The organism is Streptomyces sp. NPDC048643, assembly GCF_040650615.1.
In the GTDB taxonomy this organism is placed as follows: Bacteria; Actinomycetota; Actinomycetes; order Streptomycetales; family Streptomycetaceae; genus Streptomyces.
Genome location: NZ_JBEZHO010000016.1, coordinates 54,186 through 72,620, shown reverse-complemented (window position 1 = coordinate 72,620; position 18,435 = coordinate 54,186). Strand labels below are relative to the sequence as shown.

The window sequence follows — 18,435 nt, the reverse complement described above, 5'->3', positions numbered from 1 at the left end:
TGCTGGAGTCGTGGAGGAAAACAGCCCCGAAGCGCCTGACCACGTAGCCCGCATCCAAGCCGCCTGGCGTCACGAACGGCCCGACCTCGATGTCGCCCCTCAGGCAGTCGTCGGGCGCCTGCACCGCCTGGCCGCGCTGCTCACCGAGGAGCTCTCCGTCGTCTACCGACGCTACGGGCTGGGCGAGGGCGACTTCGACGTCCTGGCGGCCCTGCGCCGGGCCGGCGAGCCCTACGAGCGGGCGCCGGGCGAACTGGCGGCCCACACGATGGTCACCACCGGCGCCATGACCAAGCGCATCGACCGGCTGGAGCGGTCGGGTCTGGTCACCCGCCGCCGCGCCGCTGACGACGGCAGGGGCCGGGTCGTCGCCCTGACCACGGCAGGCAAGGAACTCTTCGACCGCGCCTTCACCGACCACATCCACAACGAGCACCGCCTGCTGAGCGCTCTCGCCCCCGACGAGGCCTCGGCCCTTGAGGCCCTCCTCACGAACTGGCTGGGCCGCCTCGAGTCCCCCTGACCCGGGACAGGGCCCCAAAGCGGACAGCCGGCGCCGGCCCGGGACCGACCGGAGGCCCCGCGCTCGCTGCCGGACCACTCGCCGTGCCCGGCGGCGCACGGCGAGGCACAGCGGAATCCGTGATCGGCGAACGGGCCCCGCCGGAGTCCGTTGCGCTGGCACGATGAGCATCCATGACTGATCAAGAGGCTGCGTCCGCCCATGCCGCCCGCCTGGTGGCAGAACTGTTCCCCCAGGCCCTCGGGGCCGTGCTCGGTGGGTCGGCTGCGGAAGGTCGTTCCACTCCGACCAGCGACCTCGACATCGGAGTGCTCCTCCCGGACTCCGCTGGAAGCGGCCGACAAGTCCTGCGCCACGAAGGGCGCCTCGTGGAGCTGTTCCTCAACTCCGACGAAGATCTCGCCGAGTTCTTCCAATGGGACCGTGCGCGTCGTCGAGCGACCGTGGTCTTCGTCTACGCCCGTGGGGCAGTTCTGGTCGACCCGGAGGGTCGCGTTGCCCGCGCTCGTCAGATGGCAGAAGAGATCATCAAGCTGGGGCCACCACCTCTGACCACGGAGCAGTGGCGCCACGGTCGTTACGTGCTCACCTGCTACGTCGACGACCTCGTCGACACGTCGCCGTCGAACCGCCACGAGCAGCTTGCCGTCGCCGACCACGCACTCCGGGAGGCTGCCGAACTCCTCACGGCTCGCCAGGTTTCCTGGACGGGAATCGGTAAATGGCTACCACGGCGGCTCGTTGAGGCAGACCCAGAGCTGGGCACCAAGCTCCTGGACGGCCACCTGGCCGTGGCTGAACAAGCGGACCCGACTCGGTTGGCGTCCGCCGTGGACGAACTTCTGCAATCGATCGGCGGCCCGCTGCGCGAAGGCTACGCACACCGGTGGACGTGGTCGGCGACAGGGCGAGCCTGAAGACGAGCGGCACGTGCGCCGGGTCGGTGCGTTCGACCTTGGAGTCGCTCGGCGCTCGACCCGAACGGCCGCCAGGGGCGCGGTAGTCCGCGGTCGTGCCTTCCCGACGGCAGAGAGTGGTCTGTCCGGGTCAGTGCCGGCTCTTGTTGAGGATCATCGACATCAACTGTGCGTGGGTTTCGGCATCCGCGGTCGCGACGAGACCTCGGCCCATCTGGCCCAGGGGGGCACCGTCGATGCCCGTGACGACGCAGCCGGCGGCACGGCACAAAGCGATTCCGGCGGCGAAGTGCACGCTCTCCGACAGGTCGCCTCCGTCGGTGATGTACGCGGCGCGCTTGCCGGCCGCGACCCAGGCCAACGCCAGCGTCGTGGACACGACCCGGGGCCGGAATCGTTCGACGAAGTCAGGTCGGGCCAACAGATCGACGGCCCGGAAGCCGGGTGCGTTGGGGAACGGCGGGTCCAGGTTCACGTCCACGAGTCCCGTCGCGGGCGTGGGCGCCAACCGGGCGTCGGCACCGTCTCGCCGGACCCAGGCGGTCTCACCGTCGGTGTGGAAGACCTCCCCGCTGAACGGGTCGGCCACCGCTGCCGCCCCGCTGCGCAGCGCCACGTTGACCGCCACCAGCATGTTGCCGACGGCGTAGTTCAGCGTGCCGCACAAGGGATCCACCAGCCATCTGCGAGCAGTCTGCGAGCCGCCATGTTGTCCGCCCTCTTCGCCGAGGACCGCATCATCGGGCCGTGCGGCTCGGATGACCCCGAGGATGGTCTTCTCGGCCTCGATGTCGGCGGCCGTCGCGAAGTCGCCCGCTCCTTTGTCCACACGGACCAACTGTCGGCCGTACAGGGCGCGCACCACGTCTGCGCCGGCGCGCGCCGCGGCTATGGCGACGCCGGCATCGTCAGAACCAGCAGGTGAGTTGCTCACGCCGACCAGGGTATCGGGCGGACGAGTTGGTGGGCCGTCCCGGAAGTGGCGCTAGGCGGGACGGACCTCCACCGCCCGTACACCCGCGTCCGCCTGCTCGATCGCGTAGATGACGGTCTGGCCCTGTGTCAGGTGGTCGACGAACTTGAGGGACTGCGCCTGGAACGGGACGTCCTCGTCACCGCCATAGGGAGCGATGAGGCCAGAGCCTCTGGCAGCGTCGAACGAGAGCACCCTGCCGGCCCGCAAATGGGTTCGCACAACCTCACCTCTTCGTCTGCGCTCTGTCGCCTTGTCGCTTTGTCCTTTCCCGCGCAGGACTGTAGAGCACGCGTCGCCTCACGAACAGCACGCCAGGCAGTTGTGGGACAGAGGTTCGCTCGTGGCGATCACCGAGCGACCGACCCGACCAGTCCAGCGGTCGCCTCCCACAGGCGGCCGGCCGTGTCCGCGTCCAGGCCGGCCTTCCCCGGCCGACGGACGGCCGGGGAGCCTCGGAGACCGCCCAGGCCGTCCGGGCCGACGTAGGAGTTTCCGGGGACGTCTTGGGTCGCGGCGTAGAGCAGTGACAGCGCTCCGCGCTCGGGGGTGTTCGTGAGGAAGGTGAGCCGGTTCACCACGTTCGACCGGGAGTGTGCGGCCAGTGCGGTCCGGGCGATGCCCGGACTGGCGAGCACGGAGCGCACCGGGCTGCCGGCGGCGGCCAGCCGGCGTTGGAGCTCCAGCGAGAACAGGACGACGGCGAGCTTCGACGCTTGGTAGACCCACATCCCGTGATGCTTTCGCGTACGCCAGTCGAGGTCGCCCAGATCGATCCGGCCCTGTCGGTGAAGCTCGCTGGTGACGTGCACGACGCGGTCGGTGATGTGATCGAGGAGCAGTGTGGTCAGCAGAAAGGGACCGGTGTGGTTCGTCGTGGTCTGCAGATCGAGGCCGTCGGCGGTGCGGGCGGCGGGGACGTCCATCACGCCGGCGTTGTTGATCAATATGTCGATGTCGCCGGTCCAGGAGTCGGCGAAGGTTCGGATCGAGGTCAGATCCGACACGTCGAGGGGGCGGATGTCGAAGGTGCCGGGCAGTCCGGCCACGGCTTGGCGGGCCTTGTCCGTGTCGCGTACCCCCAGCACGACGTGCGCACCGGAACGGGCGAGTTCGCGTGCCGTGATCAGGCCGAGGCCACGACCGGCACCGGTGATCACCACCGTGCGGCCGGTCAGGTCAGGGAGGTCGTTCGCTGTCCAACTGGTCATCGTCTTGGCTCCTGGGTGCGTGGTCGGCGGGTCGGCAGCACAGTTCGGTGGTCGGCGGCTCAGGTCGCCGATCGCGCCGGTCGCCGGTCGCCGGTCGCCCACTGTGGCGGCCTGTGCGGCATCGCCAGTGAAGGCGTCGCGCCACGGCGGTGGAAGGACACGCGCAGCCACTGAATGACAGGTCGTGGCTAAGCCGCGCCGGATGGCCAACGATGGGCACCATGGACCAAACGTTCGACCGCTCGTCGCTGGGCGCCTTCCTGCGCACCCGGCGTTCGGCGCTGCAACCGGAGGACGTCGGACTGCGGCGTGGCCGACGCAGGCGAGCTCCGGGTCTACGCCGCGAGGAGGTGGCGGAGCTGTGCGCCATGTCCGCCGACTACTTCGCCCGGCTGGAACGCGGCGACGGCCCGCAACCGTCGGAGCAGATGGTCGCGGCCATCGCCCGTGGCCTACGGCTGACCCCGGACGAACGCGACCACCTGTTCCTGCTCGCCGGTCACCGCACCACTCGCCGTGATCTGCGGCTCGGGCATGTGAGTCCCGGCCTGATGCGGGTCATGGACGGTCTGGTGGGGGCCACCGCGCAGGTCATGGGACCGCTGGGCGAGACCCTGTTGCAGACCCCGTCCGCCGTGGCGCTGCTGGGCGAGCAGACCCAGTACACCGGCGACGCCCGCAGCGCGACGTACCGCTGGTTCACCGATCCGGCGGCACGTGAGCGGTACGACCCCGAGGAGCACGACGACAACAGCCGTATCAACGCCGCACTGCTGCGCGCGGCCGTCACCCGCGACGGCCCCGGCTCACCCGCGGCGGACCTGACGGACGTCCTGCTGCGCACCAGTGACGAGTTCTCCGGCTTGTGGGAGCGCCACGAGGTGGGCCTGCGGTGGAGCGGGACCAAACGGTTCGTCCATCCCCAGGTCGGCCGACTGGAGCTCTACTGCCAACTCCTGCTCGAGCCCGACCAGGGACAGTCGCTGCTCGTCTTCACCGCCACGCCGGGCACGGAGAGCCACGAGAAGCTCGCCCTGCTCACCGTGCTGGGCACGGACCGATTCGCCGCAGACACAGAAGCACGCCGCAACCCTCCCCTCTGAGTTCCGACGCCGACGTCGGCTCACACAGATGCGGCGGGCGCCGGCTCGCACGGACGCGACCGACGCCGGCTCGCAGGTATGCGGTCAGAACCAGTGGAGGCAGTGCGGGGGGCGGTCGGCGCGGAAGAGGGCGTCGGCCAGGGCGGCCGCGCCGGGACGGTGGGCCCGGATGTGTCCGGCCCTCACGAGGGTGCTCGGGGCGGTGCCGCCGAGGTAGATCGCACCGAGGTCGCTGACGTCCAGGGACAGGTCCGGCTCGCGGTCCGTCGGAACGCAGTCCGCCTTGCCGTCCCGGATGGTCAGCACGTACCGCTCCCGCTCGCCGAGGAACGGGTCGTCGACGTCGAGAACGAGTTCACCGTCCGTGAACCAGCCGCGTGTCGTCAGCGCACGCGGGACGTCCAGAATCCGTACCCAGAGCCAGTCGGTGTCGTGGCTCACCTCGCCGGCGCGGAAGTCCTCGAGCTGCCAGCGCAACGGATGCTCGGGCGGGAGGTGCTTGAACACGATCTGAGCCACCAGGTCGTGCCCGAGGAGGAAGCGGGCCAGAGCCGTGAAGGCGGCGTCGTCGGTGGCGATGGTCTCGTCGACCGTCAACGTGTCGGCTTCACCGATCGAGTAGCTGGCGTATCCGACCGGGACGCCGTCGCCGTCACGGTGGATGGCGATGTACCGCGGTGCCGGAGAGATCGGCGACTGACCCGCGCCTGAGGCCCACCAGCGGGTCGGCCGGGACAACGCACCGGGCTGTGCGCGACGGTAGCGGTCGTAGACCTCTTCCAGGATCGGACCGCATTCGGACCGCCGCACCACCTCGATGGCGCCCGGCGATGTGGCGTCGGCCGTTGCGCGCGCCCGGGGTTCGGCAAGAGCGCTCTTGTGGCGCGGTACGGTCAACCGCCGTGTGTAGGTGGCGGGTCCGTAGCCGAACCTGCGGTAGATCCCGGCCTCGGAGGCCAGCAGCACGGAGAGGAACTCCCCGCGCGCCCGCAGCTCGGTGAGCTGTTGCCGCATCATCGCGCTCAGCAGACCCTGCCGTCGGTGCGAGGGCACCACACCCACGGCGGTGACCCCGGCAGCCGGGGCGAGGATCTCGCCGGGCAGCGTGAGCTCGAAGGAGTAGGCGGCCGCGGTGCCGACAGGCCGACCGTCCGCCGCCGTCGCCAGCAGGCCGCGGTCCATTTCGAGCGCCGCCCACCAGACTCCGCCGCCGTCGGTGGGGGTCGCCGGGAAGCGCCCGAACGCGGCATGGAGTGTGTCGACGAAGACGTCGAGGTCCTGGTCGGTCGTGGGACGGATCTCCATGACTACAGCTGCCTCCCCGGCATACAGACACCACCGGTCGTCGTGTCCCGCAACAGTGCAGCGGTGTACACCGCTCAGGTCAATCGTATGGCGGTCGCCCACGGTGCCCTTCACCGCCGGTCGGAGAACCCATGGCCGGCCTGGGGAGGCGGTTTCCCCCGGTGCCTGGGGCCGAACCAGGGGAACCTGAGCCGGCCGTTCCCCGACCGCTGCCACTCCCCCGCGTCGGACGTCAGCGGCGCGCCAGCGCCAGGACACTCAGCCCGAACATCAGCACCCCCAGCGGGAGATGGACCGACGGGACGTGGGCGATACCGAGAACCACCTGGATCGAGGCGAGGGCGAGGAAGCCGGATGCCTGCCATACGTGCCGGGGTGAGCCTCCGCCCGGCTTCCACGCCAGCACCGCCGCGAGCACGTACAGCATCGACGCCCCGTACATCACGCGGGCTCCGACACTGTGCAGCGTCGCTCCGTAGGACGCGGTCAGCAGGAGTCCCGCGGAGATCGCCTGGAGGAAGATGGTCAGGGTCTGCAGAGTGATCGCGAGCTGAAGAAACGAGAAGCGGTGCTGTGTCGTCGCCTCGGTGGCCATGCCGGTCCCCTTTCCGCCCTGGGGGCGGTCGATCGATAAGGTCTCACCAGCCCGACGACGCGGGACCGCGAAAGGTAAGGCCGGGGGGCGGTCAGAGGATGGGGACGGCTGGGGCGAGCACCGCGGGGACAGCGGGTGAGCGACGCCAACTGATGAACATCGCCTACCGGTTGCTCGGTTCGGTCGCCGAATCGGAGGACGCGGTGCAGGAGGCCTACGCGCGCTGGTACGCACTGCCGCGAAGCCGGCGGGAAGAGATCGTCTCGCCCGGCGCCTGGCTGACGACGGTGACCGGTCGCGTCTGCCTGGACGTGCTCGGCTCGGCGCGGGCGCGGCGGGAACGCTACGTCGGCGCGTGGTTGCCCGATCCGCTGCCCGACCGTGCCGAGTGGGGCCACGTCCAGGGGGTCGATCCCGCCGACCGGATCGTCCTGGACGAGTCGGTGACCATGGCCTTCCTCGTGGTCCTGGAGTCGATGACACCGGCCGAGCGGGTCGCGTTCGTCCTGCATGACGTCTTCCGGTACCCCTTCGCGGAGATCGGCGGGGTCCTCGACCGGACGCCCGCGGCGTGCAAGCAGCTCGCGGCCTCGGCCCGCCGACGTGCGCGCGACGCGCGCGCCTCGGTGACGGCCGCCGTGCAGGCGGACGCGGTGCGCCGGGTCAAGGAGGCGTGGGAGACGAAGGACATCGCGGCCCTCGTCGAACTGCTCGACCCTGCCGCTGTGATGACCGCCGACGGTGGCGGCCTGGTCGGCACCGTCCTGCGTCCGATCGAAGGCGGCGCGCGCATCGCCCACTACATGGTCGCCATCGCCGACAAGGCTCCGGGGCTCGAACTGCTGGAGCGGTCGGTCAACGGGCGGCCGGGGCTGGTGGCCCGGAGTGCGGGCACTGTGATGACCGTGGCCTCGTTCGACGTGACCGAGGGGCGTGTGACTCGGATCTGGGCGGTGCGCAACCCCGAGAAGCTGCGGCCGTGGGTGCTGGACAACAGGCCCTGAGGCTCCGGGACTTCACCTCGGGATCCCGTCACGGGCGTGCGATAGGTTGCCGGCCATGACTGGACTCGGACCCGTGACCTGGCTGGCTGCCCCGATGAAGACCGAACGGCTCGTGCTCCGCGAGCCCGAGGCCAGCGACCGCCCGACGTTCATCGAGTTGTACGCATCGCCGGAGGTGGGCACCTACATCGGCGGCGCTCGACCGCGTGATGAGCTCGAACGCGAGGTGCCTCGTCTCCCCCGGCGGCGCCCTGGTCTCTTCGTGGTTGAACTCGACGGAGCGATGATCGGCATGATCACGCTCGACCGGCGTGATGCGGAGCGTCCGGGGCATGTCCGCTCGCATGCCGGGGTGGCCGAACTCGGTTACCTGTTCTTGCCGCAGGCGTGGGGACACGGGTACGGCGCCGAGGCGTGCACAGCGGCACTCGACTGGTTCACCGACACGTTTCCCGGCGAACCGGTGGTGCTCACCACCCAGACCGCCAACGTCAGTTCCATGCGTCTCGCGGCGAAGCTGGGGTTCACCGAGGTGGAGCGTTTCGAGGAGTACGGCGCCGAGCAGTGGTTCGGCGTGCGGTCTCCGGTCCCGCGATCCGGCTGAGCGGAACGGCAGTTGCTCTCCCGTGGAGCAGGGGACACGGAACAGCGAGAAGGCCCGCCGGACGCAACCGGCGGGCCTTCGCTGGGACTTCGGATACTGCAGCGACTCAGACGGCCGGCGCGTACTTCGGGTTGGGGCCGTACTCGTTCGGCTGCTGCTTGCCCTCGCTGGCGAGGAACACGATGAGGATGATCGTGCCGACGATCGGGATGAGGGCGATGAAGATCCACCAGCCCGAACGGTCCGTGTCGTGCAGGCGGCGGACTGCCACGCCAAGCCCGGGAAGCAGGACCGCGAGCGAGTAGATCAAGCTCAGGATGCTCGTGCCGATGATCTTGCCCACGACCGCCAGAACGATCGCGATGATCAGGTTGAACAGGAAGAACATCCAGTATTCCTGTCGCCGAGCGCGACCGTTGAACACGGCGTACTTCTTCAGGACGTCTACGTACCAGTTCATTTCTCGTCCCCCAGGGAATCAAGGTTAGTGCTGACGTACATCGAATCAGCCACGCTGACCGGAAGCCATGATCTTGGCGTGCGCGGTTCAAGCCGTTACCGTGCTGCGGCCGTTCAGTGATCGATCCGGGCTGAACCGCCGCGTCCGGGCGACGTCGGTTGACTCAGCGCGTCCGGCCCCGGTGCCAAATCGTCGCGGAACGAAAACGATTGGCTGTCCGCCGTTGCCACCGACCGGATCTTTGCCAAGGTGTCTGCGGCATCACCTGATGAACAGTGGGCATCAGACCGTCTGCACGTCACCTCTGCCTGAAGGAACTCGCTCGTGCCCGAATACCCCACCACGACGTGGATCTACTCCGTTGCCGTCTGCCGGGGCCCCGACCAGCACGATCGGTGCACCAGTTGGCACATCGTCAGCGAGCACGTCGACGGCCGCGACGACGCCCTGCGCTCCGCGGTCACGCACGCGCACGCCCGGGTCACGCGCCACGCCCAGGGTTATCCGCAGGCGGCTTGCCTGGCCTTCGAGCACCAGGAGGGCGGCGGCCCCTGCGCCGTATGCGTCAACGGGCGTGGGCCGTGCGCTGAGACGCCCGGTGGACCGCTGTTCCTGTGCGCCGACTGCACCACGGTTCTGGACCGGGCGCTGGGCCGCGACATGGCCCAACTCGGCCTCGCCTCTCCCCTGACCGACAGCGCCGTCGTCTTCGCGTAGCGGCACCAGAACCGCGCCTCGCTCCAGACTGCGCCCTACCGGGGACCCGCCGGTGAGGGGGCATCCGATGCGGCCGAGGCCGGACGAAAGCGATTCGATAGGCTGCGCCGAACTAGGGGGTTCTGAATGTCGGCCAACTGGCTGTTGCTGATTCCCGTCGCCGCTCTCGTGGCGATCGCGCTCGGTTCCTACGCGGTGCTGAGGCTCCAGAGGGCTTCCCTCCGGCTGGCTGAACCCCGATCGGCGAAGCCATCGGCCGGTGTGACCGCGGCAGGCTTCCAGCAGTCACCGCAGGAATCGCGAGAGGACTTCGCCCGAAGGCACCGGCAGCGCCCCGGCGTGGTCGCCGACGGCGCGACACTGGTCGACCTCTACGACCGTATCCGGGCCCTCGAAGAACGCGTCACGGCAGCCGAACAGCGCGCCGCGGCACCGGAGCGGGACTAGGGACGGGACCGTCTCGGCGGGCAGTGCCCCACTTCACCGTGCCGATCCCTGGAAGCCGTGCGGCACTACCCGGATCGCTACCGCACGTGGCCGTACCACCGTCGGTGCACCGTCGGTTCGACGCACAGTACGGCGGCGCCCGCGATCATGCCGATCAGGAGGGCGGGCCAGCCGCCCCTGTTGAGGATCGCGCCGACGCAGGCTGCTGCGATGGCGAGCGGGCGCAGCAGGGTCAGGGGGCCGAGGCCGATGACCATCGCGAGGGTGCTGGCGCGGAACGGCAGGGCGAAGTAGGCGGCGAGCGAGAGCAGTACGGCGGTGGCGTACACCGTGAGAGGGATCAGGTAGCCGAGACCCCCCGCTGTGAGCGCGGCGTAGGTGTCCCGTTGGTCAGGGGCGGTCAGCAGCACGAGGGTGCCCACCAGGGCGGGGACGAGCAGCAGTACGGCACCAACGGCCAGTCCCCGTAGGGCGGCTCGGGCGTTGGCCCGGTTCTTCCGGATGCGGGCGTCGCTGCCGGCGTAGGCGCGGAAGCCGCTGAAGGTGGCGTCGACCAGCCCGAGCAGCGCCAGCGGTACGGCGGGCGTCATCGAGTCGCCCCGGTGAGGTGCTCGGGGCCGACGAGGCGGCGTGCGTCCCGCTTGAGCGCTCGGCGAAGGGGTGCTTCCAGGTGCGGGCGCACTCCGATGACCGGGCGCAGTGTCGTGCAGAACGGGTTGGCCATGGTGCGCGGCTCGTAGAGGAGCGCGCGGATGCCCGATTGCGCGGCGGCGCGCAGCAGGGTCTCGTCGGTGTGGGCGCGCAGTGCGGAGGCGACGCCGTCGTGACGGCCGAGCCGGTTGCGCATGCGGGCGCGATGGAAGATCCAGGCACCGAGCGGCGCGTAGGGGGTCGGGGCGATGTCGAAGTGGCAGAAGGCGTACGCCGGTGACGCTGCCTGCGCCTGGAAGAACTCGGTGAGAGCGGAACCACGGAAGTGGTGCAGCACTCCGGTGGAGACGTAGACGGTGGCGGCCTCGGGCAGGTCGAAGGCGTTGCCGTGGACGAAGGTGCAGTTGAGCCCTTCCGCGCGGGCCAGGCGCTCCGCTTCACCGACGAGAGCCGCGTTGAGGTCGACGCCGACCAGCTCGACGTCCGCACCGAGGGCGTTGGTCGTCGCCAGCCGGCGAACCAGGTAACCCAGGCCGCAGCCGACGTCGACCAGTCGGTACGGGCCGGGCTCTCCGGTGGTCGATCGGATCGCGGTGAAGAGCGGTCCGAGCAGGTCGACGAGGCGTTCACCGATCCGGAGTTCCTCGCTCAGACGCTGGAGTTCGGTGTGCACGCTGATGAGCAGGCGGTCCACGGCGTGCGGGTCGAGTACGTCGTCCTGGTCCGCGGGCAGGCGCGCGACGATCCGCACCGCGCGCTCGTCGCCGCTCTCGCGGAGCTGTTCGATCACCTCGGCGCGCCGGACCGGGAGTCGGCGACCACTGTGGGGGTCGACCTCGGTGATCAGGTCGGATATCTCGAGCTGGGGCACGAGCGAGAAGCCTACGTCCTCCTCTGTGGAGCGGGGCGGGTCGGCGTCCCGCTACCCCGCGGTGCACGCGGCGTCCCACGTTTCCCGGTCCTCTCGGCGGGAGCGCCGCGAGCAAACCCGCACTGGCAGCTTCGACCGGAGCCGGTCGACGGACGGCTGAACGAGTGAGGCTTCCGTGGGTGCGGGGACGCGCGCGTGGCCTGCTTGACCGGCACGGCGGCCCCCTGCACAGTCGGGATGCGGCGCAGCTACCGCGCCGCCCGACCCCTCCGACCGGCCTGCCCGCCCACGTCGGGAGGCGGCCCCCATATCCAGGAGCGATTGATCCGATGGTCCTCGACCTGCTCCTGATCGGTTCGGCCATCAGCCTGGGGCCCCTGCACAACAGTGCCTTCATTCTGCTGCTGTCCTCGCGGCGCGGCGCTCGCCAGGGCCTGGCGTTCCTGCTGTCGTGGCTGGCCAACCTGATTGCTGTGATCGCCTGCGTGGTGCTGCTGACCGGCGGTCAGCCACCGGCACGTCACAGCGCGCCCTCGACCGTCGCGGTCGCCGCGAAACTCGCCATCGGTGTGGCACTGGTCCTCTACGGCGGGCACAGACGCCGTAGACCGCCGCGCCCGCACGGACCGCCCCGCTGGGCCGCTCGCATCGACGACGCCTCCCCGGTCACAGCGGCCGGTCTTGCCTGGGTGCTGCAACCCTGGGCCCTGGTCGGCGCCGGCGCCGCCACCGCTGTCGACGCCGACCTCTCCACGCTCGCCGACTGGCTCGCACTGACCGGCTACTGCCTGCTGGCCACGCTCAGCCTCATCGTCATGGAGATGTACACGGTCTGGGCGCCCACGGCCGCGAACGCCCGGTTGAGCGCCCTGCGCGGTTGGCTGGAGCACCATCAGGAGCAGTTGATCGTCACGCTGTCGCTTCTCCTGGGCCTGTGGCTGATGGCCCGGAGCATCTACGACCTCGTCGTCTGACCGCCACGGCCGCAGCGCTACGTCAGGGCCGGCCGGCAGCGGCCGTCGACCCGTCACTTCACACGGTCGACGAGTCGCACGGCGTCGTGCGGGATATTGACGGCTTCGCGGGGCGTGGCTACGTTCGGGAGCGCTCTCAGTCAACTCACATCGCATACAGCGCTGTAGCGGAGTTACGGAGTATCCCCCCATGAAATGCACCAAGGCATTCGTCGCCACGCTCCTTGTCTCGATGACAACGTTATCGGGAGGAGTGGCCCTCGATCTGACGGCGGTCGGGACCGCAGCCGCTGCGACAGCGGTGTGCAACAAGTTCTGCGACGCCCGGGATCCGAGCCTGAGCAGCCAGGACCGGCAGCCGGTCACGGTCACCCTCCAGTCCCGCTCGATCACCCTCCATTTCGACGACACCGACGCGATGGGCTGGGCGTCCCTCACGAAGGGAGCGGCGGGTGACGAGGTCTGGCTCGACCGCTCGATGGACGGCGGCCGGACGTGGGCGAGTGGCAGCAAGCTCGGCGACACCAGCGTTCCGAGCGGCAACACCGGCTGGCGCACGCTGATGTACAACGTCGACGACTGGAACACCCAGGGGGTGGGTGCTCTGCGGGCCTGCGGACAGGTGGCCGGGAGTATCGCCTGTACGGGCTGGGCGCGGACGACCTGGAACGCCGGCGACCGGCGGACGGCCGCGGCCACCGCCCTGATGATGGCGTTCGACCGCACCTCCAAACTCTTCGGCGGGAACGGCTGGTGGACCAGCGCCAACGCGTTGACGGCGATCATCGACAACGCACGGGTCAGCGGCATGGGTAGTTACCAGTACGCGATCGCCGACACGTACAACAAGAACATCAACGCCCAGGGTGGCAACTTCACCAACGAGTACCTGGACGACACCGGTTGGTGGGGTCTGGCGTGGGTGGACGCGTACGACATGACGGGCGACAGCCGCTATCTCGCCACCGCCCGAGCGGACGCCGACCACATGTACGCGAACTGGAACTCCACCTGCGGCGGCGGTGTGCGCTGGAACACGAACGGCAACTACAAGAACGCGATCACCAACGAGCTCTTCCTGTCGCTCACATCGGCGCTGCACAACCGGATCGCCGGTGACACCTCGTACCTGAAGAAGGCCAAGGACGAGTGGGCGTGGTTCCAGAAGAGCGGCATGATCAACGGCGACCACATGATCAACGACGGGCTGGGCGACTCCTGCGCCAACAACGGCCAGACCGCCTGGACATACAACCAGGGCGTCGTGCTCGGCGGCCTGACCGAGCTCTACAAGGCGACCGGTGACACGAGCCTGCTCGACTCGGCCCGGACTCTGGCCAACGCCTCCACCGTCAGGCTCCAGTCGGCCGGCGTGCTGCGTGAACCGGGCGAGGGCGACACCTGCACGGGCGACGGCCCGACCTTCAAGGGCGCGTACGTCCGCGGCCTGGGCAGGCTCAACAACCAGCTGAGCGACCACCCGTACGCGTCGACACTGACCAGTTGGGCGAACTCCGCCTACACCAAGGATCGCAACGCCCTCGACCAGTACGGTCCGCACTGGGCGGGTGGCAGCGGCACCAGCGACTACGGCTGTCAGGGGAGCGTGCTCGATCTGCTCAACGCCGCCGGATGATCGTCGGCATCAGTCGTCGCATCGGGAGATGGTGCGCACGATGCGCAACATCTCCTCGTTGAGCAGCTGTTCGTTCGCGGTGGCGAGCGTTTCGTCGGGCAGCAGATGGCGCAGGATCACGACGCCGATGAAGAGCGAGAGGACGAGCTCGGAACTGAGGTCGGCCGCGTCCTCGGACGTCTCGGCCCGGTCGGCCCGCAGGGCCCTGCTCAACCGGCCGACCGCCATCAGCAGGCCCTCGCGTCGAAGGCGCTCGGCGACCGGGTCGGGGCCGGCGTTGCGCAGCATCAGCATGATCGGGTGTTCGCCGCCGTACTCCGACCAGTCCTGTTCGTTCAGGCCGGCGAGCATGGAGGCGAACACCTCGGACGCGGACTCCTCGACCGGCCTGCCGTCTTCGTCGGAACCGTTGAACAGCGAGTTCGATTCGTCGAGCACCGCGGCGAAGAGTCCGTCCTTGGACCCGAAGTAGCGGTTGATCAGGGCGACGTTGACGTGCGCGTCCGCGGCGATGGCACGCATCGTCGTGCGTTCGTATCCCATGAGCGTGAAGCGCCGACGAGCCGCACGCAGCAGGTCGGCCCGCGTCCTGGTGGCATCGCGGGGCCGGGAGGCGGGAACGGCGGCGTCGGCATCCATGGCTCCATCCTCCTATACCCGGGCATGTAAACAACTGTTTGCATGCCCGGTCGGACCACCGCTAGGCTGATGTAAACACACGTTGACTTAGGGGTCCGGATGGAACGTGACGCGATGACCGACGAGTCGGTCGCGGAGAAGACGTCACCCGTACGCGCATACCTGGAGATCGGGGCTGTCGGTCTGGGCGCTCTCATGGCGTCGCTCACGCAGACGCTCGTCATTCCCGTACTCCCGGTGATCTCCCAGGACATCGGGGCGTCCACGACCCAGACGCAGTGGCTGCTCACGTCGACGCTTCTGGTCGCGGCGGTGTCCGTGCCCGTGATCGGCCGGTTCGCCGACATGGTCGGACGCCGTCTGATGCTGGTCTTCAGCCTGGGCGCCCTGGCCCTCGGGTCGCTCATCGACGCCCTGACCACCGACACCACGATCATGATCGTCGGGCGGGCCCTCACCGGACTGTCCGCAGCGTCGATCCCGTTGGGCATCAGCCTGCTGGCCGCCGTCCTCCCCGTCGACCGGCGGTCGTCCGCTACGGCGCTCATCAGCGCCATGCTCGGCATCGGCAGCGCACTGGGTCTCCCGCTCGCGGGCCTGCTCGCCGACAACGTGGACTACCACGCCCTGTTCTGGATCGGGGCGGTCGGCGCGGTGCTGAGTCTCCTCGCGATCCTGGCGCTGGTGGGCGAACCCCGGCACACGGGCACCCGTACCGTCGATCTGCCCGGGATCGCGCTCCTCACCTCCGGGCTCGTGTGCCTTGTTCTCCCGTTGTCGCAGGGCGGCACCTGGGGCTGGGGCTCCCTGCGCACGATCGGCCTTCTGGTGGCCGCCGTCGTACTCCTGGCCCTGCTCGTCCGGGTCGAATCGAGGTCGGCCGCACCGGTGGTGAACGTGCGCGCACTGGCCAATCCCCCGATCGCCATGACGAACGTGGCGAGCCTGTTCTTCGGCTTCGCCCTCTTCGCCAGTTTCGTCGGCACGGCCAACTACGTTCAGGCGCCCGCCGCCACCGGGTACGGGTTCGGGTCCTCGGTGCTGACCGCGGGCCTGTGCCTGCTGCCCAGCGGTCTGTTGATGCTGCTGCTCGCCCCGGTCACCGCGAAACTCAGCACCCTGTGGGGAGCGGGCAGAGTGCTGTTCCTGGCCGGCCTCGTCGTCGCCGCCGGACTCGTCGCGAGGATCATCTTCGTGGACAGCCTGTGGCAGATCGTCGTCGGAACGGCGATCATCGGCGCCGGATCGGGGATCGGCTACGCGACGCTGCCGACACTGATCAACACCTACACCCCGGCGACCGACCTCGCGGCCGCCAACGGCATCAACGCCCTCGCGCGATCGCTCGGGAGCACCCTCGCCAGCGCTGTCGGCGGGAGCATCCTGGCCTCGATGACCATGGCTCTCGGCGGCTTCGAGATCCCGTCGCTCAAGGCGTACCGCGTGCTGTTCGTCATCTGCGCGGTGGCCGCGGTGGCCGCGGCGCTGCTCGGCCTCATCGCGTCCCGCACCAGAGTTCCGCAGCAGCACACCCAGCCTGTCGTGGAAACCGTCTGACCCGCCCGGTCCGGCGCAGCCCCGACACGCGGGCCGCGCCGGACCGGGAACGAGGCGGAAGATCTCCTCGTCGGGCGCATCCAGCCGAAGTCCCCGTCCGGTCCGACGACGTAGACGTCGTAGGGGACGCCCCTCGACTAGGTCACGCTGCGCATCAGAAGTTCCCCTCGGTCGCGGCGTCGACCCTGCGACCGCCGGACGCCGCAGAACCTGACCCCGGCGCACGGAACCCCGTCAGCCGTACATCGCCAGTCGGTAGAAGTCCGCGAGCGCGGCGTCGATGGGATGCGGCTGTGGCCTGCCCGCGGCGTCGAGCCTGTTCCACCGCTGCATGGTGACCGCGACGCTCATCTGCCGCTTGCCGTCCGCGCGGGACATGGAGAGTGCTCCGGCGCCCCAGACCGTGCCCCCGTGGCCCCAGAAGGCGCTGTGGCCGGGGGCGTTCATCGGGTGCAGGCCGAGACCGTAGTCGATCACCTTTCCCTCCTGGGAGACGACGGGGACGGTGCGCTGCATCTCCGCAAGCGACGCCGGACCGACGATCTCGCCGGCGAGCAGCTTGCGGAAGAAGAGGTTGAGGTCCGTGACCGTGGATATGAGCGCGGCTGCCGGTCCCACCCAGGACATGTCGTACACGCTGAAGTCGCGCGGCGGATCGATCATGCCGAACCAGGCCTCGTAGATCTTCGCGTGCGACCCACTGACGTACGGGTCGACGGGCAGTTCGGTGTGGCGGAGTCCGGCGCGCTCGATGACGTTCCGGGTGATGTACTGCGCGGCCGGTGTCCCGGTCACGTGATGCAGGAGTTCGCCGAGGAGCAGGTAGTTGGTGTTGGAGTACACCCCCGGCGTACCACCGGGTGGGCCGACGGCCGGTGCGGTGACCCCCATCTCGATCAGTTCGGTGGGGTCGAACCGTGTGAACCGGTTGTCGTCCAGGCTCTGGGGCCCGGTGTCCGCGAGATCCGGGAACGCCTTGAGGGAGGGATAGGCGTACGGGAGGTATTCGGCGAGGCCGCTGGTGTGGTTGATCAGCATCCTGACCGTGATCGCGTCGCCGCGCGCTCCGGGGACCAGCTCGGGCAGGTACTCGCCGATCGGCGCGTCGAGGCCGATCCGCCGGCTCTCGACCTGCTGCATCACCGCGGCGGCGGTGAACGTCTTGGTGACGCTGCCGACGCGGTGGCGCATGTCGGCGGTGACAGGGCGGCCGGTCGCGGTGTCGGCGACACCGGCGGCGCCGTGCCAGGCCTCGTCGCCGTCACGGACTTCGGCGAAGACACCGGGCATTCCGGCGCGGTGCACGTTCTCGATGGCGGCGTTCAGTTCCGCGGGATCCAGTGAGTTCCTCACGACATGCGTCCTTTCGTCCTCGCCGGGTGAGCTCCGCTTCGGTCGCCCGCCCCGGGTGACCGGGCATGAGCGGCACGCCGGGCCCTCACGTATCGAGCCGCTCGGCACGCCGTGCACCCATTATGCACGCGGTGCGTGCAACACCAAGTGCATAGGTTAGGCTGTGACCCGGCGAGAGGAGCGGAAATGGCAGGTCGAAGGCGCTGGACGACCGAGGAGATCCTCGATGCGGCCGCGGACCTGCTGCGCACGAGCGACGCCGAGTCGTTCAGCGTGCGCAAGCTCGCCGCAGCTCTCGGCACGGACTCGTCGAGCCTCTACCGGCACTTCCGCAGCAAGACGGAACTGCTGCGCGCGGTCGCCGACCGAATCCTCCTGGCGGCCGTGGACGGCTACTCGCCCGAGGGTGACTGGAAGCAGCGCATCACCGCGCTGGCCCTGCGCGTGCGAGAGGCCTTCGGTCAGCAGCCCCAGCTCGCGGCGGTCTGGGGACGCTACGCGTCGAGCGGCGCCGGCTCCCGGCTGATCATGGAAGAAGTGCTGGAGGCCCTGCGGGCGTCGGGACTGCCCGACGAGAAGATCCCTGCGCACTACCACCGCATCGCGGTCCTCCTCACCTCGTTGATCACCTCCGAGGCGGGGTTCAGCACCATCAGCCCCGAGGAGTACGAACAGGGCATGGAGCTGTTCCGGGTCGCGGTGCTGGGCGCCGACCCCGAACGCTTCCCCGCTCTGGCCCACTTCGCCCGCGACGTCCGCCCGCTGGGAGTGGACCGAGGCACCGCGTTCGAAGAGATCCTGGCCGCCCACCTCGCCCACGTCGAGGCCTCGATCTGATCCGCCGGCGCGCGCACTGCTGCGCGACCGGCGCTCGTCGTGCCGATCAAGTTCTCCG

General features: G+C 69.5%; 21 protein-coding genes. 11 read left to right on the top strand and 10 right to left on the bottom strand.

What is annotated here, in order from left to right; translation table 11 throughout:
• Window positions 1-10: 10 nt before the first annotated feature.
• Window positions 11-523, top strand: a complete 513-nt coding sequence (locus AB0C62_RS18300) for a MarR family transcriptional regulator (RefSeq protein ID WP_362974292.1) — start codon at window positions 11-13, stop codon at window positions 521-523.
• Between the two features lie 173 nt (window positions 524-696).
• On the top strand, window positions 697-1,440 hold the full coding sequence (locus AB0C62_RS18295) for a nucleotidyltransferase domain-containing protein (protein ID WP_362974290.1): 744 nt from the start codon (window positions 697-699) through the stop codon (window positions 1,438-1,440).
• A 130-nt stretch (window positions 1,441-1,570) separates the two neighbouring features.
• Here the strand turns inward: AB0C62_RS18295 and AB0C62_RS18290 are convergent, their stop codons facing one another.
• The 3 genes from AB0C62_RS18290 to AB0C62_RS18280 form a co-directional block, all read right to left on the bottom strand.
• A complete protein-coding gene (locus AB0C62_RS18290) occupies window positions 1,571-2,374 on the bottom strand; it encodes an inositol monophosphatase family protein (protein WP_362974288.1) in 804 nt (267 codons plus the stop codon).
• A gap of 51 nt (window positions 2,375-2,425) precedes the next feature.
• Entirely contained in the window at window positions 2,426-2,635 is a 210-nt protein-coding gene (locus AB0C62_RS18285; protein WP_362974286.1) for a cold shock domain-containing protein, read from the bottom strand.
• 128 nt (window positions 2,636-2,763) lie between these two features.
• The gene (locus AB0C62_RS18280) at window positions 2,764-3,624 is read right to left on the bottom strand and encodes an SDR family NAD(P)-dependent oxidoreductase (protein WP_362974284.1); all 861 of its coding nucleotides are present in this window, start codon (window positions 3,622-3,624) and stop codon (window positions 2,764-2,766) included.
• A gap of 212 nt (window positions 3,625-3,836) precedes the next feature.
• On the opposite strand from AB0C62_RS18280, the gene AB0C62_RS18275 reads away from it, so the two are divergent.
• Window positions 3,837-4,727, top strand: coding sequence for a helix-turn-helix transcriptional regulator (locus AB0C62_RS18275; protein WP_362974282.1), 891 nt, complete (start codon window positions 3,837-3,839; stop codon window positions 4,725-4,727).
• A gap of 84 nt (window positions 4,728-4,811) precedes the next feature.
• On the opposite strand, the gene AB0C62_RS18270 is transcribed toward AB0C62_RS18275, so the two are convergent.
• Window positions 4,812-6,032: a GNAT family N-acetyltransferase gene (locus tag AB0C62_RS18270; protein ID WP_362974280.1), complete on the bottom strand. Its 1,221-nt coding sequence runs from the start codon at window positions 6,030-6,032 to the stop codon at window positions 4,812-4,814.
• Between the two features lie 232 nt (window positions 6,033-6,264).
• On the bottom strand, window positions 6,265-6,627 hold the full coding sequence (locus tag AB0C62_RS18265; RefSeq protein WP_362974278.1) for a hypothetical protein: 363 nt from the start codon (window positions 6,625-6,627) through the stop codon (window positions 6,265-6,267).
• A gap of 98 nt (window positions 6,628-6,725) precedes the next feature.
• Here AB0C62_RS18265 and sigJ point away from each other — a divergent pair, with 98 nt between their 5' ends.
• Entirely contained in the window at window positions 6,726-7,631 is a 906-nt protein-coding gene (sigJ, locus tag AB0C62_RS18260; protein WP_362974276.1) for an RNA polymerase sigma factor SigJ, read from the top strand.
• Between the two features lie 55 nt (window positions 7,632-7,686).
• The gene (locus AB0C62_RS18255; protein ID WP_362974274.1) at window positions 7,687-8,235 is read left to right on the top strand and encodes a GNAT family N-acetyltransferase; all 549 of its coding nucleotides are present in this window, start codon (window positions 7,687-7,689) and stop codon (window positions 8,233-8,235) included.
• 106 nt (window positions 8,236-8,341) lie between these two features.
• On the opposite strand, the gene AB0C62_RS18250 is transcribed toward AB0C62_RS18255, so the two are convergent.
• Window positions 8,342-8,695, bottom strand: a complete 354-nt coding sequence (locus AB0C62_RS18250) for a DUF805 domain-containing protein (protein WP_362974272.1) — start codon at window positions 8,693-8,695, stop codon at window positions 8,342-8,344.
• Between the two features lie 324 nt (window positions 8,696-9,019).
• Here AB0C62_RS18250 and AB0C62_RS18245 point away from each other — a divergent pair, with 324 nt between their 5' ends.
• Both AB0C62_RS18245 and AB0C62_RS18240 read left to right on the top strand, forming a co-directional pair.
• Window positions 9,020-9,412, top strand: a complete 393-nt coding sequence (locus tag AB0C62_RS18245; protein ID WP_362974270.1) for a hypothetical protein — start codon at window positions 9,020-9,022, stop codon at window positions 9,410-9,412.
• A 126-nt stretch (window positions 9,413-9,538) separates the two neighbouring features.
• Window positions 9,539-9,859 carry a hypothetical protein gene (locus AB0C62_RS18240; protein ID WP_362974268.1) on the top strand — a complete coding sequence of 107 codons (321 nt, stop codon included), beginning with the start codon at window positions 9,539-9,541 and terminating at the stop codon, window positions 9,857-9,859.
• Window positions 9,860-9,936: 77 nt separating this feature from the next.
• Here AB0C62_RS18240 and AB0C62_RS18235 read toward each other — a convergent pair whose 3' ends face one another.
• Both AB0C62_RS18235 and AB0C62_RS18230 read right to left on the bottom strand, forming a co-directional pair.
• Window positions 9,937-10,449: a hypothetical protein gene (locus tag AB0C62_RS18235; RefSeq protein ID WP_362974266.1), complete on the bottom strand. Its 513-nt coding sequence runs from the start codon at window positions 10,447-10,449 to the stop codon at window positions 9,937-9,939.
• On the bottom strand, window positions 10,446-11,381 hold the full coding sequence (locus AB0C62_RS18230) for a class I SAM-dependent methyltransferase (protein WP_362974264.1): 936 nt from the start codon (window positions 11,379-11,381) through the stop codon (window positions 10,446-10,448). Before AB0C62_RS18230 ends, AB0C62_RS18235 begins: the two co-directional genes overlap by 4 nt.
• Before the next feature lie 329 nt (window positions 11,382-11,710).
• Between AB0C62_RS18230 and AB0C62_RS18225 the strand changes: the two genes are divergently transcribed.
• A complete protein-coding gene (locus tag AB0C62_RS18225; RefSeq protein ID WP_362974262.1) occupies window positions 11,711-12,355 on the top strand; it encodes a GAP family protein in 645 nt (214 codons plus the stop codon).
• A gap of 232 nt (window positions 12,356-12,587) precedes the next feature.
• On the top strand, window positions 12,588-13,991 hold the full coding sequence (locus tag AB0C62_RS18220; protein WP_362974260.1) for a glycoside hydrolase family 76 protein: 1,404 nt from the start codon (window positions 12,588-12,590) through the stop codon (window positions 13,989-13,991).
• Between the two features lie 9 nt (window positions 13,992-14,000).
• Here the strand turns inward: AB0C62_RS18220 and AB0C62_RS18215 are convergent, their stop codons facing one another.
• Complete coding sequence (locus AB0C62_RS18215; protein WP_362974258.1) at window positions 14,001-14,630, bottom strand: TetR family transcriptional regulator; 630 nt, start codon at window positions 14,628-14,630, stop codon at window positions 14,001-14,003.
• Window positions 14,631-14,729: 99 nt separating this feature from the next.
• Here AB0C62_RS18215 and AB0C62_RS18210 point away from each other — a divergent pair, with 99 nt between their 5' ends.
• Entirely contained in the window at window positions 14,730-16,187 is a 1,458-nt protein-coding gene (locus tag AB0C62_RS18210; protein WP_362974256.1) for an MFS transporter, read from the top strand.
• A 234-nt stretch (window positions 16,188-16,421) separates the two neighbouring features.
• On the opposite strand, the gene AB0C62_RS18205 is transcribed toward AB0C62_RS18210, so the two are convergent.
• Window positions 16,422-17,540, bottom strand: coding sequence for a serine hydrolase domain-containing protein (locus AB0C62_RS18205; RefSeq protein WP_362974254.1), 1,119 nt, complete (start codon window positions 17,538-17,540; stop codon window positions 16,422-16,424).
• A gap of 186 nt (window positions 17,541-17,726) precedes the next feature.
• Between AB0C62_RS18205 and AB0C62_RS18200 the strand changes: the two genes are divergently transcribed.
• On the top strand, window positions 17,727-18,377 hold the full coding sequence (locus tag AB0C62_RS18200; RefSeq protein ID WP_362974252.1) for a helix-turn-helix domain-containing protein: 651 nt from the start codon (window positions 17,727-17,729) through the stop codon (window positions 18,375-18,377).
• The last annotated feature ends 58 nt before the right edge of the window (window positions 18,378-18,435 follow it).